15 protein-coding genes are annotated in these 15,794 nt (G+C 37.1%); 4 read left to right on the top strand and 11 right to left on the bottom strand.

What is annotated here, in order from left to right; all coding sequences use genetic code 11:
* Positions 1-25: 25 nt before the first annotated feature.
* Entirely contained in the window at positions 26-1,321 is a 1,296-nt protein-coding gene (gene ahcY, locus C0Z22_RS13205) for an adenosylhomocysteinase (protein ID WP_103218844.1), read from the bottom strand.
* Between the two features lie 183 nt (positions 1,322-1,504).
* Between ahcY and C0Z22_RS13200 the strand changes: the two genes are divergently transcribed.
* A complete protein-coding gene (locus C0Z22_RS13200; protein WP_103218843.1) occupies positions 1,505-2,740 on the top strand; it encodes a class I SAM-dependent RNA methyltransferase in 1,236 nt (411 codons plus the stop codon).
* A gap of 2 nt (positions 2,741-2,742) precedes the next feature.
* Here the strand turns inward: C0Z22_RS13200 and C0Z22_RS13195 are convergent, their stop codons facing one another.
* From C0Z22_RS13195 to C0Z22_RS13185, 3 genes are all read right to left on the bottom strand, one after another.
* A complete protein-coding gene (locus C0Z22_RS13195; protein WP_146037900.1) occupies positions 2,743-3,546 on the bottom strand; it encodes a hypothetical protein in 804 nt (267 codons plus the stop codon).
* Positions 3,547-3,585: 39 nt separating this feature from the next.
* The gene (locus tag C0Z22_RS13190) at positions 3,586-5,310 is read right to left on the bottom strand and encodes an acyl-CoA dehydrogenase (protein WP_103218841.1); all 1,725 of its coding nucleotides are present in this window, start codon (positions 5,308-5,310) and stop codon (positions 3,586-3,588) included.
* A gap of 167 nt (positions 5,311-5,477) precedes the next feature.
* Entirely contained in the window at positions 5,478-6,233 is a 756-nt protein-coding gene (locus C0Z22_RS13185) for a hypothetical protein (RefSeq protein ID WP_103218840.1), read from the bottom strand.
* A gap of 202 nt (positions 6,234-6,435) precedes the next feature.
* Between C0Z22_RS13185 and gpmI the strand changes: the two genes are divergently transcribed.
* Genes gpmI through C0Z22_RS13170 form a run of 3 tightly spaced genes read left to right on the top strand, consistent with a single transcriptional unit; the run spans position 6,436 to position 10,563 of the window.
* Positions 6,436-7,959, top strand: a complete 1,524-nt coding sequence (gene gpmI, locus C0Z22_RS13180) for a 2,3-bisphosphoglycerate-independent phosphoglycerate mutase (RefSeq protein WP_103218839.1) — start codon at positions 6,436-6,438, stop codon at positions 7,957-7,959.
* 8 nt (positions 7,960-7,967) lie between these two features.
* Entirely contained in the window at positions 7,968-8,975 is a 1,008-nt protein-coding gene (gene pfkA, locus C0Z22_RS13175; RefSeq protein ID WP_199177567.1) for a 6-phosphofructokinase, read from the top strand.
* Positions 8,976-8,991: 16 nt separating this feature from the next.
* Positions 8,992-10,563, top strand: coding sequence for a glycosyltransferase family 39 protein (locus C0Z22_RS13170; protein ID WP_103218838.1), 1,572 nt, complete (start codon positions 8,992-8,994; stop codon positions 10,561-10,563).
* On the opposite strand, the gene C0Z22_RS13165 is transcribed toward C0Z22_RS13170, so the two are convergent.
* From C0Z22_RS13165 to C0Z22_RS13135, 7 genes are all read right to left on the bottom strand, one after another.
* Positions 10,545-11,297, bottom strand: coding sequence for an alpha/beta fold hydrolase (locus C0Z22_RS13165; RefSeq protein ID WP_103218837.1), 753 nt, complete (start codon positions 11,295-11,297; stop codon positions 10,545-10,547). The genes C0Z22_RS13170 and C0Z22_RS13165 overlap by 19 nt on opposite strands.
* Before the next feature lie 3 nt (positions 11,298-11,300).
* A complete protein-coding gene (locus C0Z22_RS13160) occupies positions 11,301-12,257 on the bottom strand; it encodes a DUF2817 domain-containing protein (RefSeq protein WP_103218836.1) in 957 nt (318 codons plus the stop codon).
* Positions 12,258-12,938 (bottom strand): hypothetical protein, encoded by a 681-nt coding sequence (locus C0Z22_RS13155; RefSeq protein ID WP_103218835.1) that lies wholly within the window; start codon positions 12,936-12,938, stop codon positions 12,258-12,260.
* 53 nt (positions 12,939-12,991) lie between these two features.
* Complete coding sequence (locus C0Z22_RS13150) at positions 12,992-14,263, bottom strand: Y-family DNA polymerase (protein ID WP_103218834.1); 1,272 nt, start codon at positions 14,261-14,263, stop codon at positions 12,992-12,994.
* A gap of 9 nt (positions 14,264-14,272) precedes the next feature.
* A complete protein-coding gene (locus tag C0Z22_RS13145; RefSeq protein ID WP_103218833.1) occupies positions 14,273-14,668 on the bottom strand; it encodes a LexA family transcriptional regulator in 396 nt (131 codons plus the stop codon).
* A 78-nt stretch (positions 14,669-14,746) separates the two neighbouring features.
* On the bottom strand, positions 14,747-15,262 hold the full coding sequence (locus C0Z22_RS13140) for a hypothetical protein (protein ID WP_103218832.1): 516 nt from the start codon (positions 15,260-15,262) through the stop codon (positions 14,747-14,749).
* A 46-nt stretch (positions 15,263-15,308) separates the two neighbouring features.
* Positions 15,309-15,794: a hypothetical protein gene (locus C0Z22_RS13135; RefSeq protein ID WP_103218831.1), complete on the bottom strand. Its 486-nt coding sequence runs from the start codon at positions 15,792-15,794 to the stop codon at positions 15,309-15,311.

Below are 15,794 nucleotides of genomic sequence, written 5' to 3'. Positions count from 1 at the left end.
CGGAGGCTTCATATATAGCAGTTGCTTAGTATCTGTAGTGTTCTGGCTTATATGGACCTTGAACTGGGATGTCTAGGTACTCAGCTTGCTCAGCAGTTAATGTATCGATTTCAACATTAATTCTTTCAAGGTGAAGCATAGCAACTTTTTCATCCAGGTGCTTTGGTAGCATATAAACTTTGTTCTCATACTTACCAGCATTGTCCCAAAGTTCCATTTGAGCAATTACTTGGTTACAGAATGAGTTAGACATTACGAATGATGGGTGACCAGTAGCACATCCAAGGTTAACTAGACGACCTTGAGCAAGAAGGATAATTCTTCTTCCATCTTTTGAAGTATACATATCTACCTGTGGCTTGATGTTATCTTCTTCGTAGTTATTGTGTAGGTGAGAAATTTCGATTTCTGAATCGAAGTGACCAATGTTACATACGATTGCACCGTCTCTCATCTTATCAAGGTGTGAAGCATTGATAACTTTTAGACAACCAGTAGTTGTTACGAAGATATCACCTTCAGAAGCTGCTTTATCCATTTTCATTACTTCGAAACCTTCCATTGCTGCTTGAAGAGCACAGATTGGATCGATTTCAGTAACGATAACTCTTGCTCCTAGACCTTTGAAAGACTGAGCAGAACCCTTACCAACATCACCGTAACCAACAACAACACAAGTTTTACCTGCGATCATTACGTCAGTTGCACGCTTGATACCGTCTACTAGAGACTCTCTACATCCGTAAAGGTTATCAAATTTAGACTTTGTTACAGAGTCATTGATGTTGATTGCTGGCATCTTAAGAGTACCTTTTCTAACTCTTTCATATAGTCTGTGAACACCAGTAGTTGTTTCTTCAGAAAGACCTTTGATTCCTTCGATTAATTCAGGATATTTGTCGTGAACCATATTTGTAAGGTCACCACCATCATCAAGGATCATGTTAAGAGCTGATCCATCTGCCCACTTAAGAGTTTGTTCGATACACCAGTCGAATTCCTCTTCGTTCATACCTTTCCAAGCAAAAACAGGAATTCCAGCAGCAGCGATTGCAGCAGCAGCTTGATCTTGAGTTGAATAAATATTACATGAAGACCATCTTACTTCAGCACCTAGCTCAACTAGAGTCTCAATAAGTACAGCTGTTTGAATAGTCATGTGAAGACAACCAGCGATTTTTGCACCTTTAAGTGGCTTTGCCGCTCCAAACTCTTTTCTTAGAGACATTAGTCCCGGCATTTCAGTTTCAGCGATCTTAATTTCTTTTCTTCCCCAGTCAGCTAGAGAGATGTCTGCTACTTTGTAATCTGTAAAGCTCATGTTTCCTCACTTTATGTATGAATAAATCTTTATATATTTATGTTCGAAACTATATCAGCATATGCTCCAAGTTTGAACCCTATACAAAGGAAATTAGCCTATTTTATTGAGGAAAATGAACGAATTTTTACCAACTTAAGCCTTTTTCTTTGACACATACCTAAATAAATCATAAATCGAGTCATGGAAAAATATCAGAAGTCGAACAAAGTCATTAATGACAAGAGTTTTTATTTTGCCTCTTGCCCAAGAGGTTGCGAACAATATCTAGTAAATGAGCTACGTGCTAACGGTATCGAGGCCAAGGCCGGCCGTGGTGGAGCTTCATTTAAGGCAAGAAATAAGGCCACAGTTGAATATATCTTCAACGCTAGAATTGCTTCTCGTGTCTTTAAAGAAGTTGGCTTCTTCTATATTCGCGACGAAAAACAAATCTATAAAAGAGCAAGTGAGCTTCCATGGGAAGACTATATTACTCCAGAGCAAACTTTTAAAATCAACACTCTTCTAGATGGTGAGAGTAAGGAGCTTTTTAGAAGTTCTATCTTCCTTTCACAAACTCTAAAAGATTCTCTTGTTGATTATATGAGAGATAAATTTAATAAGCGTCCAAATGTAGAGACAAATGAACCTAACGTTAGCTTTCTTCAACGTGTTGAAAAGGTTAAAGAAGGCTGTAAAGTAATTGTTTACGCTGACATGGTTGGAACTTCTCTTGATAAGCGTGGCTATCGTGAAAGCGGACACCGTGCGCCACTTCGTGAAAACTTAGCGGCTTCTCTTATTGCAGAAACAAAATGGGACTGCCAAGGTCCATTCTATGATCCAATGGCAGGTTCAGGAACAATTTTAATTGAAGCAATTTTCTACTTCTTGAAATTATCGCCAGCATTTTTAAGACTTAAACAAAATACGACTCCGTATTCTTTTACAGGTCAGCCGTGGTTTCATGATTCGAATCTAGTTGATTGGTACTTTGATAAAGTTCACGAGATCATGAAAGATTCACAGGAAAGAATAGATTCAATTCCAAATGATAAGTTCTATTGCAATGATGCTGATGTTGAAAACTTTAAACTCATGAGAACTCACCTTCTCAACTGTTTTGGCCGTGTTGATTTCGTAAACTTCAACTGCGAAAACTTCATTAATTCACAAGCACCTGCGGGATTTGAAAGAGGATTAATCCTATTTAACCCTCCTTATGGAGAGCGTATTCAAGCGATTGGTGGTCTTGATATTAACGACTTCTATTTCGAGATGGGTGAAACTCTTAAAAATAACTTCAAGGGTTCTACAGCATTTATTCTTACAGCTCACGGGCCACTAAGAAAAAATATTCGTTTAAAAACAAGTAAGAAAACAGAGTTTTTAAATGGCGACATTGAATGCCGCCTTTTAAAATATGAATTACTATAATCTTAGCTTTCTAAGAATTCTGTTAAATTCATCGCAAGCTTAGGTAAAGCGTATTTAAGAAGAGCATTCTTATTTACGACTTTATCTTTATGCTTCGTTGACTTTGAAAAGAAGTAACCACTAATTTCAGAATCTTTTAGAAAAAGAGTATGTCCCTTTCCTGCAAATTTTCTTAAAACATAATCTGAATCGAGAAGACAGATATCTCGAATCATAAAGTTACGAGCTAGATAAATGATAATAACGCTTGCTGAAAGATCACATAGAGACTTTCTAACTTTTACACCTTTTGGAGATGTTTGATCTCCCCAATGCACAACAACTTCAACTCTCTTATCACCAACGTAGAAATCAAAACCTCGTTGTGATGTCGACTTTTGTTGCATTAGACCGAAGATACATTTTGCGTACCACTCCCCCAACTGAACAGGAAGCTTCTTACCATTAAAAATAATTCGCTCATCGCGAAGAATATCATAAACCTTATTAACTGTTTCAATAGCGTCAAAGATTCTTTTGTTATCCGGTAAGTGAATAATTAGAACCTGCTTAGCATGAGACCTTTTCATCTTTCGAGAAAATTGTTTCTCATACCATTCAGAAAATTCTTTATCACCTACGAGCTCAAGTGAGTCGTATATAAATCCACGACTAAGTAAGCTTTCCTCATCAAAGCCTTCAACTTTCTTTTTCATGAAACTTAAAGGAGCATACTCTCCTTTCTTTTTCATGATATAAACATTGTCTTTATAGTAGTCTGTACTACCACGAGTCGCCTCATTAAATAGATCGACTCCTTTTTCCATTTCTTGCATCTCTCACATACCCTTGTGCTTAATCTTTAATTAAACATTAATCGAAGTTAAATCTTCCTCGAAGTTTAAAACACTATGTGCGAGTCCAATATTTCTCGTTAATTGGTACTGACAAAAAACTTTAAAATCATCGATTTTAGACTGATAATATTTCTTCTCTTCTTCACCTGTTGCCGTCTTTAATTCATTTTGAGCAATACAAGCATGCTCAAGAAGAAGCCATGAAACGACAAGGTTTCCACAATAACTTAAAAAATCTGTTGCGTGAGCTAGAACTGCGCTTTGATTCTTTGCCGCCATAAACGATCCGAATTTCTTCACAACTTCTTCACTCATCTCCATTGATTTTCCAATCATTGAAACTTCATGAGGGTACGCCTTGGCTTCTTCTCTATTCATTGTCGCTTGAATCTTCTTACCTACATTAAAGAATGTTTCGCCTTTATCCATAAGGATTTTTCTCATAACAAAGTCGATCGCCTGGATACCATTTGTACCTTCATAAATTGTAGCAATCTTTGTATCACGCATAAATTGCTCAATTCCATACTCAGTACAGTATCCGTAACCGCCGTGAACTTGAACACCTTCACTTGCGATATTTACACCCTCATCTGTACAAAATCCCTTACAGATCGGAGTAAATAATGCGATTTCTTTTTCAGCTTCATCATCACCTTTTTCAGCTTTATCAAAAAGGTTTGCTGTATAAAGAGAAAGAGCTCTCAGTCCACGTCCCGTAGACCTCATCTTAAGAAGCATTCTCTTAACATCTGGCATATTGATAATTTCGGTACCAAATTGAGAGCGCTCTCTTGCATATTGCTCAGTAAGCTCAAAGCAAAGATTTGATTGAGCTTCACCTTGAAGGCCACAAAGAAGCCTTGCCTCATTCATCATGATGAACATATTTGCCATTCCATCAAACTCATTCCCAATCAGTTCTCCAACACACTCACCATCTTGACCAAATGTTAATTCGCATGTTGCCTGTGCGTGAATCCCCATTTTATGTTCTAGCTTTGTGCACTTAACATTATTTGACTCACCAGTTTCAACGTTAAAGCGTGGAACAATAAAAAGGGAAAGTCCCTTCGTACCTTCTGGAGCACCAGGAGTTCTTGCTAGAACAAGGTGGATGTTATTTTCGTAAAGATCACTTTCTCCAGAAGAGATAAAAATCTTCACACCATTGATTGCGTATTTCCCGTTATCAAGAGGTTTTGCCGTCGTCTTTGCGTTCCCAACATCAGATCCAGCACCAGGCTCAGTAAGACACATTGTGCCTCCCCACTCTCCTGTCATCATCTTTGTCACAAATAGATCTTTCTGTTCTTGAGAACCAACCTTAAGAATTACATTCATGGCACCTTGAGACAGTCCGTAGTACATTGACCACGCAACATTTGAACCAATTGCCATTGAAGTACATGCAACTTTCATTGCGTGAGGAGCTGGCATTCCACCAACCTCTTCAGGATAACCAAGTGCATACCAACCATTCTCATAGAAGGCTTTATTTGCTTGGTGAAAAACTTCTGGAACAATAACTTTTCCATCAACGTGCTTTACGCCAATCTCATCACTAATTTGACGAGTTGGATAAATTTCATTTTCAACGAATTTATCGAATTGAGTTAGGATATCTTTTAATTCAGCTTCACCATATCCAAGCTCGCTTGCTTCGTCTTGAATTTTGCACGCTTTAAATAGATTGAAATTCACATCCATTAAATCTGTACGATACTTTGCCATATAATAGTCCTTTTTTAATACTAAAACAGTTCTATTATAAATGATGTTCAGATTTCATGCACGTGTAGACACAATTTAGCCGGAGTAAATTAGGTTAAATTTAATAAAAAAGCGCGAACAATGCCGCGCTTTTTAGTCAGGTATAAATTTAAAATCGTTTTTATTTATTAGTGAGCCGAAACTCCTACACTTGTTGCTCTTAAAACTGGTTGTAAAGCAAGTGGTGCATTCATATTAATAAGGGCCCTTTTTCCGTTAATTGTCACAATCCACTCCACTGCATATGTTTGTGCAACTTGAGTACAAAATTGTATCGATCCATTGTAGTAGCTTCTTACCCAATTATAGTCATTACACATTCCATCTTTATATGGAGCATATCCATAACCATAACGTTTAAAAAGTGTACCATTTGCATCAGACTCTTGTACTTTATTGGCCAAGAAAGTAGCTAATTGTGAAATAGTAGATCCAAATGCGCCATCAAGAGACTCATTACTACGTGCAATTCTTCCATCTCTATAGAGACCACGATATCCACCGACAGTATAGCCAGATGAAGACGAAGAAGATGATGAAGTACATATAGTTCCTAAACTCATTCCAAATACTTCAAAATCATCACAATTACCTGAATTATTTGATCCTGATAAATTATCAAAGCTAGAAATTGTATAAATAGGATATTCAGAATCGCCAATACTTCTATTTGCAAAATTATTATTAACAATTGCTTGAGATAATTCATCCGCAGTGCTTAAGCTATTTGGTAAGCCTCTTGCTGTATCAACATACTCACTAGCAGAGCCAGCAGCGTAATTTCCATAAGTGCTTCCATTTCCAGACCCACCGTCAGATCCACACCCGACAAGCGAAGCTAGAACAATAACTGAAAGTAATGTGTTCTTAAGGTTAAGTTTCATAGTATTCTCCAAAATTCTCTGTGTTTGCGTGTGTTTAAACTATTTGCCTATATATATACAAGTTGTGTGCCAAGTTTTAAGATGAGATTACAGTCCTTTACAAAGACCTAGTGTTTAAAAAATGAACACGATAGAGTATTTTGTCTAATATTTGGGTAGTATTAGAATAAGGATTGAATAAGCTTTTAACGGGAATCAATTTATGTCGATTAAAAATATTAGCCAAAAGGCCCTTCTTGTCATCCTAGATGGCTTTGGGATTAGTGAAAACACTGAAAAGAATGCGATTCGAGATGCAAAAACTCCGGTTTTGGATGAATTGTTTAAAAGTTATCCATTTACAACGATCCAAGCAGGTGGTGTTTTAGTAGGTCTTCCAAAAGGTGTTGTTGGAAATTCGGAAGTTGGCCATATGAACTTAGGTGCGGGACGTGCCATTCGCCAGGATTTAGTTCGTATTAATGAAGCAATTAAAAATCATACTTTTGGTGAACTTCCTAAACTGAAGGAACTCATTGAAGTAGCAAAGAAAAATAATAATCGCATTCACCTCATGGGACTTCTTTCGGACGGTGGAATTCACTCACATATTGAACACACAAAAGAAATCATCAAATGTCTTAAGAAAGAAGGTATTGAAGTTTTCTTACATGCTTTCATGGATGGTAGAGATACACCGCCAGCATGTGGTGAAATGTATTTAAAAGAGATCGTTGATTTTGAAGGATCACACTTTGCTTCAATGCAAGGCCGCTCAATTGGAATGGATCGTGATCGCCGTTGGGAAAAAATCAAATTAGCATATGATATGTTCCTAGGTCATGGTGATGTGACTGACTTATCACCTATTGAATATCTCAATAGTGAGTATGAAGCTGGTCGCACTGATGAGTTCGTATCGCCGACACTCTTTAATAAAGACTACGCTATTAAAGAAGGAGACTGCGTCTTCTTTACAAATTTTAGACCCGATCGCGCAATTCAGTTAACAATGGCATTTAACTATCCAGAGTTTACTGAGTTTGAAAGGCCATTCTTTCCAGCAATGTTTCTATGTATGACGCCATTTATTCCGGATGAAATGGAACTTCCAATTTTATTTGATAAAGAGAAGCTTCAAGGAACAATGACTGAGTACTTAAGTAGTATTGGAAAGAAACAATTAAAGATTGCTGAGACTGAAAAGTATGCACACGTAACATTCTTTTTTAATGGTGGAGAAAAGAAGCCTTTTCCAAATGAAGAACATTTTCTAATTCCTTCGCCAAAAGAAGTTTCAACTTATGATGAAAAGCCACAAATGAGTGCGCCAGAAGTAACAGAGAATTTAATTTCTAAAATAAGTGACTTTGATTTTAGTGTCGTAAACTTTGCAAACTCAGATATGGTTGGACACACGGGTAAATATGAAGCTGCAGTTCATGCTATTGAAACACTTGATGAGTGCGTAGGAAAACTAGTACAAAAATGTCTTGATGAAAATATAACTATTATTATCACTGCCGATCATGGCAATAGTGACCAAATGGTACATAAGGATGGAACACCACATACAGCTCATACAGGAGCACCGGTACCGTTTTGTGTTATCAATAGCGCATTAAAGGATAAAGCTTTTACTATAGCACCGGGGGATCATTCGCTAATGGATGTCTCACCTACTTGTCTTTATATTATGGGGATTGATCGTCCAGCAAGTTTTACTGGCCATCATATTTTTGAATAGGAAATTTTATGAGTGAAGTTGAAAAAGATGTAAAGTCGATTAAAACAATTGCTGTTCTTTGTAGCGGTGGCGATAGCCCTGGAATGAACTGTGCGATTAGAGCAGTCGTTCGTACTTGTATTGCAAATGATATTGAGATTTATGGAATTCGTCGTGGTTTTGCAGGTCTACTCGAAGGATCGCAACACAAAATGGATGCCGCAAGTGTTGGTAACATTCTTCAAAAAGGTGGAACAATTCTTCAAACTTCTCGTTGTCCTGAATTTATGCAACCAGAGATAAGAAGAGAAGCGGCACATATTCTTAAGAGAAAGAATATTGATGCCTTAATTGTTATTGGTGGTAATGGTTCATTTAATGGTGCTTGGGAGCTTCACAAGGAACACGGTGTTCCAGTAGTTGGAATTCCTGGAACAATTGATAATGATATTGAAGGAACTGATTATTCAATCGGTTTTGATACTGCCGTTCAAACTGCTATTGAGGCCGTGGATAAAATTCGTGACACTGCACACTCACACGATCGTACATTCATTGTTGAAGTAATGGGGCGAAAGTCTCCTGCTATCGCTCTTCACGTAGGACTTTGTACTGGAGCAGAAAATATTATCTTCCCTATTCAAGATGAAAGTAATGTTGATGTTGACACAATTGCGACAGATATTAAACGTGGACTTCAGCGTGGAAAAGGTTCTTCAATCATCATTGCTGCTGAAGGGGAAACTGAAGGTCTGTCTCACTACGTTCACAACAAACTTCTTGAAGATCACAAGATTGATTCACGTGTTTGTATCCTAGGACATATTCAACGCGGAGGAAACCCTACTGGTCGTGATCGCTTTATTGCAACCCAAATGGGACATCTTGCTGTTAAATCACTTCTTGAAGGAAAAACTGCAATTGTTACAGCAGAACAAAATGGTCAAATTGTTGTCGAAAACTTAGAGAAGTGTCTTGGCAAAAAATTTGAAGTTGAAGAGAAATACGTAGATATGGTTAAAACCTTATCAAAATAAAACGAAGTTTATAAATATGACAAAAGTTTCAGATAAGAATTTATTTATTATTTTTACATTCCTATTTTCAATTTTCTACTTTTGGGACATTGGAAATATTAGTGCCCCAAGACAAGGGACAGAATCATTATATGTGCAAATATCACAAGATATGTATGACACAAATAATATTATGACACCCCACTACCGCGGAGAGAGACATTGGTCAAAACCACCAGTTCATTTCTGGCTGCCGTTTCCTATTTATGTACTAATGGGAGAATCTTCTTTAACAGGTGCACGAGCGTCGATGGCATTTCTTACAATCGCTCTCGGTATCTTGACTGCAGTTTGGTTAAAAAGAAGATTTAATATTGAACCACTATTATCTCTGGCCTTCTTTTTAGGAGGTTATGGTGCTATTAAATTTGGTCGAACATTTATGATGGAAACATCTCTATCTCTTCTTCCATTTATTAGCTCACTCTTTCTTTTTGACTACTTAAAGACAAAGGCTAAAAAGTATTTTATTTGGGCGATTCTTTTTGGAGCGGTAGGAGCTCTAATCAAAGGCCCTGTTTCAATTGTTATGAGCTTTCTTGCAATGTCTCTTTATCAAGCTTTCTTATTCAAGAAAGAAAAGCGCTTTATTATTAAAGAGTGCTTTTTCTATTTTCTATCGATTACTATTTTGAGTTGTCTTTGGTACTTCATTAGTTATCTAAACTATGGTGAAGAGTTTTTCAATTACTTCTTCGTAAGAGAAAATGTAGGAAAATTTGATCAAAAGCCAATGCCAATGATTAAGGTATTCCAAGGACTCATTCTCTATTCTCTTCCATGGTTATTAATTCTTCCATTTGCTTGGAAGAAAGTAAGAGAAAACTTTAAGAACTTAAATAATGAAACATATTTTTTCTTTGCACATTTTTTATGTTTCTTTATCACATGGTTAATTCCATCTCAGAGATCACACCACTATGCAATTCCATCAATTCCATTCCTAATGGTTTTCATGCTCTTGCAAATCGATATTGAAACTATTCGAGAAAAGGCAAAAGGTATCCTTTTTATCTTCTTGCCAATTAATATCCTATTTTTGGCCATTGGATGCCTACTCCTTTATTTTTCTGATGGAGTAACGATCGTTGCCAATTTACTATTTGTTGCTCTAATTATTGTGACAAATATTTTCATTCTTAAAAGAAAGATGCTCATTGCTTTCAACACGATGGGACTATATTTAATTTTCTTATGGTCAGTTGTTGCATCTCAATTTTACATCTTACCTGTTCCACAAGCCGCTCAAGGTCTTTTCAAAGATAAAAATGTAGCACTAGTTGATCGTCGTTCTTACTTTTACGAGCAAACTCTTGAGATGAATGTTGAGCCAATTAGCTACGTAAATATCTCTTCATTTCTAGAGAAAGAAAACGCTGTGGTTATTACTGCAGAATCAAAGACTCCTTTAGAGTATCGTAAGAATTTAAGAATTTTAGCAAAATGGCAAAAATGGAAGAGAAGAGTTAAATGGCCACATATAAAAGCGGCCCTTAATGCACGCTCTTATGGGCCATTAAAAGAAGATGTTTATTTACTATCTAAGTAATGCTCTTCAATCTTTTTAATGATCCATTCAGGATCGTCTAGAGGTAAATCGTGTCCCGCTTGTTCATGTAGTTCAAGCGCGGCACCAAGCCTTTTAGAAATTTCAACACTGCATTTATAATTTGCAAGCTTATCTTGCTTGCCTGCAAGCAACAAGACATCCGTTTTCAATTTCTTAGGTAAACGGTAGTGTGATGCCGCAATTAACTGCCTTACAAAGTTAGCGCGATTAAGAGGTCTTTCCTCAAAATATGCAGCATATGCATCAAGTAAATCATCAGACAACTCTTTCATCTTAACAGTTAAAGATAAGGCCTTTTCTTCTCGTTCGCGGTGATTGTTATTAAAGGCCAGTTTTGAAAAGGTCGTTACTGCTTCAAGAGACATACGATGATAAATTTTCCCTGAGTCACTCGTTGAAGTGTTAAGAAGAACAGCATGTTCAAAGTCATCGCTATGTCGCTCACACCAATCAAGGGCCATCATTCCCCCCATTGAAATTCCGATAACACTCCACGGGCCATCATTTTCTTCTTTAAGTTTTAGCCAATCACTTCTCATATCTTCAACATAATCAGATATCTTTAATGGAGACTTCTCTTCATTCTTGCTACCAACACCCAAGTAATCAATTGCAAAGACATGATTTGTGCCTTTCATTTTTTTTACATAGTCAGGGAATTCATACCAATGTCGACTATCTCTTGCTAAACCCCTAAGAAGCAACCAATTCATAACTTACCTTTTCACCCATGCTTTAGAACTTCCAACAGCTCGAAAGAGAAATTTAATTAGCATAATATGTCTTCTCATCGTTCGATCATATCGATGAGACTTAAGAGGATTAAATAATCCTCCTCTTCTAAATATTTGTAATGGATTCTTTTTAACCCAAATCCAACTTCCCATCTCAAGAGTTAAAGGTAGATAGACTCCCTCTGGATTTTTTTCTAAATACTCATCATATAGATAATCCCAGGCATCACCTTGGATTGTATAACTTTCAGATGTCGGCTCTATTCGATAAATATGATGAGGATGGGTTTCATTTAATAAGTGCTCTAGGTTTTCCATTTCTGTTATATGCTTAAAAGGTGTAAGCGTTCTGGCATAAGGATACCAAAGTCGATCTCTTAGGCCAAAGCCAGAATGGAAGTCGACAGAGATAGCACGCTGAGATTCAAATATATGTTCTTTCACATAGTCTACTAGAGTTTGAAGTTCATGCTCCATTTGATCACTATTTCCCTGATACCATGGAAGCTTATCTGATAACCTATGTCCTGATAGTAGAAATTTTGTTTTCTCATGAGTTCGCGATGGTGAGTTTCTCATAAGATCAATATTGTTTGGATTAGAGCGGCGATGATGATACATGCCCCATGGATTGATAAGAGGAATCGATACGATTCTAAACTTCTCTAGGCTTCGTCTTAACTCTTCATCCCAAGATAGTTGTTTAAATAATGAAGAAAGATAAGTAACAACGACTTGTGTCCCTACTTTTTCTAGTCCGTGAATACCACCAAATAAACCTAGAACCGGAGCGCTTGGATCTGAGCTACCAATTTCAAAACTATGAATTGGATAGCTCTCACCTTCATGATTAATACGTGTAATTTCACGACAACGAATGAGTGGGTCTTCGATACAAGTTAATTCGCTTATGGCATTTAACTCATCGAAGTCTTTCATTTATGACCTCTGGAAAGTCTTGTCGTTATAAGGAAATAAGAAAATAACGAAGAACATTGCACACCCAACAAGTTCTACAACTTCTCCTTTTTTACCGTGATCAATTAAGCTTACTAGAATAAACATTAAAAGATAAAAAAGAGAGTGCATTAACTTTGGAACAGGAACTGCAAAGTCATCAACAAGATACTGAATAAAACCAATTGCTCTATAGAGAAATGGAAGAATTAATACATAAACACCAACAATAATTCCGACAATAAGACCAAAGATAATTTTATTAACTTTGAAATCACCGAATTTTAAGTTGTGGAGTGTAATATCATTTTGTGTATTGTATTGCTGAAAAAACTCAGGCGCAGTCACGTTGAAAATTCTTTGGCCCCACGCAATCTCTTCTCCAAATCCAAAAAAGAAAAGTGCTGCAAAACCAAGAAGCGCAAATGAGAATAATTTTGGCTTTGTACCTTTTAACTTAAAGTAGCGCCACAGACAGACAAATGAAACGAGTAGTAGATAGATGGCCTGTTGTATTTCTAAGAATCCATCTTCAACTGTGTAAACATCGCTAAACCATTGAGGATTCGCTTTCGCAAAATACATTCCAAAGAATACCATATGGGCGATTGATGTTAATATTACTGCTTCAAATATATTAATCTTGTCTTTAAATATGCTCATTTCGTCATTATAGTCACGTCATCAACTAATGGCAATATATGTCATCGCTGACACTACGAACATTTTGGCAATTCGCTCCAACCTGTGACATAGCGCAAAGAAATTTTCTCCCTTCGCATTTTCCATGCCTGATTATCGACCCCACAGGCCATTGACCTAACCATACCACTTCCCTCTCGTCGATTAATTTTATCAATGATTTCCATTAGCTTCACACTTCGCGGATCATCTAATTCTTCAAATAGGCTTTGTTGGATAATCTCTGAATCTGAAAAGTCTCCAAGCTTTACTCCGGCCTTTTTAAAACAAACCCCCATGCGAAAGAGATCATCAAGGGCCGCCCATGCATACTTGATAATTTTTCTGGTATCACTTGTTGGACCAAGAAGCTTAACTTTGTCTTTACCATAATATGGCGTTTGATCGATCTTATGTGGATCACTTAAACAAAAAACTTCAATAGTTGAACACAAGCTCTGCTGATTTCTCATTTTCTCACTGGCATTTGTTACATAATTGGCCACTGATTCTCGCAAGCTTTTTAGATCCACAACACTTGTACTAAAGCTTCGTGAACATAGAATTTCTTTCTTTTTAGGCTGAGCTTCTTCTAACTCAAAACAGGTAATTCCTCGTAACTCATCTTGAGTCATGCGACCTAGCTTAGTTAAAAGTCTTTGTATGACATGAGTATTTTTGAACTTCTTAAAATCATACGCCGTTTTAATTCCAATGCTTTTTAACTTTACGCTATTCTTCCTTCCAATTCCCCACACGTCTTCAATAGGAGTTCTCTGAAGTGCAATATCTTGCAACCTCTCTTCTAGAATACAGACGACTCCTTGCGCCTTTTGTGACTTCTTCCCAATATGATTGGCCACTTTTGCGAGAGTCTTTGTTGGAGCAATACCAATACTTACGGGAATCCCCGTCCATTGCAGCACAGTTTTTCGAATATGCTGACAGTACTCATTTAAATCTCCGCTAACACCAGTTAAATCAATAAAGGCTTCATCGACGGAGTAGATCTCTATTGATGGAGCGAAGGTAGCAAGAACATGCATTACCCGATCACTGATATTTGTATACAAAGAAAAATTAGAAGAAAAAACATGAACATCGTGTGACTCACAAAGCCTCCTTACTTTAAAGTACGGGTCCCCCATTTTTACTCCCAAGGCCTTAAGCTCTGGAGTTCGAGAGACAAAGCACCCATCATTATTTGATAAGACACCAACAGGTTTATTTCTTAACTCAGGTCGAAATAGTCTTTCACAAGAACAGAAGAAGGAATTACAATCCACCAGCGCATACACTTTCTCCATCGTAAAACCTCATAACTCTTTCATGTCACGGGCCACGGCCACAATTGGCCCCCACACCAAGAAGTCCATTTCTTCTGAAATGATAATGTCTCGATGCAGGGGATTGTGTGAGCGCAAAATGGACTTTCCATCTTGTCTAATGAATCTCTTGCACAAGAACTCTCCGTCCAGATAAACCACGGCAACTCGACCGCTCTTTACTTCTAAAGATCGATCGATAACCAGGACGTCACCGGGCATAATCAATGGTTCCATCGAGTCACCTTGTGCTTCAAAGAAAAATGTCGCAGAACGATTCTGTACAAAACGATCATCTAGAGATTGATAATTCTGTATGTGATCCTCGCTGATTCCAAAGAGTCCACAATTTGCAATCGGTAGTTTTGCTCTAATTTTCTTTTCCATGAAAGTTAGTATAACTTACGCACAACTTACGCACAAGAAAAAGAATTACTTTCCCACCTTAATAGTAATTACAGTAACTTACGATGCGTCGGGGAATTTAATAATCTCATCAAGGGGAATAAAGTACGTAAGTCCTCGAAGATCTTGGGTGTAGCTTGCAATCACTTTCAAGTTCATAGCATCCAATCTCTCTAAAAAAGCATGGGATGTTTCATCAAATCGAAAGGGCTCAATCTTTCCTCGTGTTGAGATTCTTCCTGCGCAAAGACAATCATTTAAGTTTTGAATGGGAAGAACCCCGGCCATTGACCAATAGAGAATCAAAAGTGGTAACTCAAGCCAGCGATAAAGTTCTTCTTTGGAACTTAAAGAGCCTAAAACCATATTGTCATCAATGCACAGAACATAGCGCTTTGGTGAGATTTTCAAGTTGTACTTCTTTGAGAGAAAAATAAACTTCTCTTTTATCGACTTTCCTTTTGTACCAAGACCAACAATTTCAAGTCCCGGAACTCCCTTTGAAGCATAACCATAAATTTCTGTTAAATGTCCCTTCCCCCCAAGAGGTAGAAGACCTAGCATTTGCTTGTGCATAATCCCTCCTATTACTAGGAGTGCAAGAGTCATGAATTTTTTTTAATTATAAATTACTAGAATTAGGGATCTTAGCTTTTGACTGATAAAAACATTTTAAATGAGGAGGATAAATTTCTAGAATCATCGCAGATGAAACTTCGAGAGAGTGAGCGAAGTCTCCCTTTAAACTTTGACAAGAGCCTTTTGCGTCCTTACAAAATTTTTCGTACTTATCTTTACATGTAAGTTCAAGAATAACAGTATCAGAGAAATGACAAGAGACCTTTCCATCAACAAGGTCAAAGCGAGCTTTTGTGTAATTTAGTTTTTTTGAAAACTTAGATTCACAAAATTTTGCAATCTCAAACTCTTTTCCCATGCAATCGATCTTCGTTGTCGAAGACTTACTCATTAACATTGCATCTTTTACACCAAAAAATTCACACACCTTTGCGTAGCTGAAAATCTTGCGATCAGCGCCAGTAACAAGTTCACTAGTAACACTAGCGAAAATGCAGAATGTAAAAAGAAGTGTTGCAATATATTTCAT

Source organism: Halobacteriovorax sp. DA5 (genome assembly GCF_002903145.1).
Classification (GTDB): Bacteria; Bdellovibrionota; Bacteriovoracia; order Bacteriovoracales; family Bacteriovoracaceae; genus Halobacteriovorax_A.
This window is presented reverse-complemented; position numbering and strand designations above follow the sequence as displayed.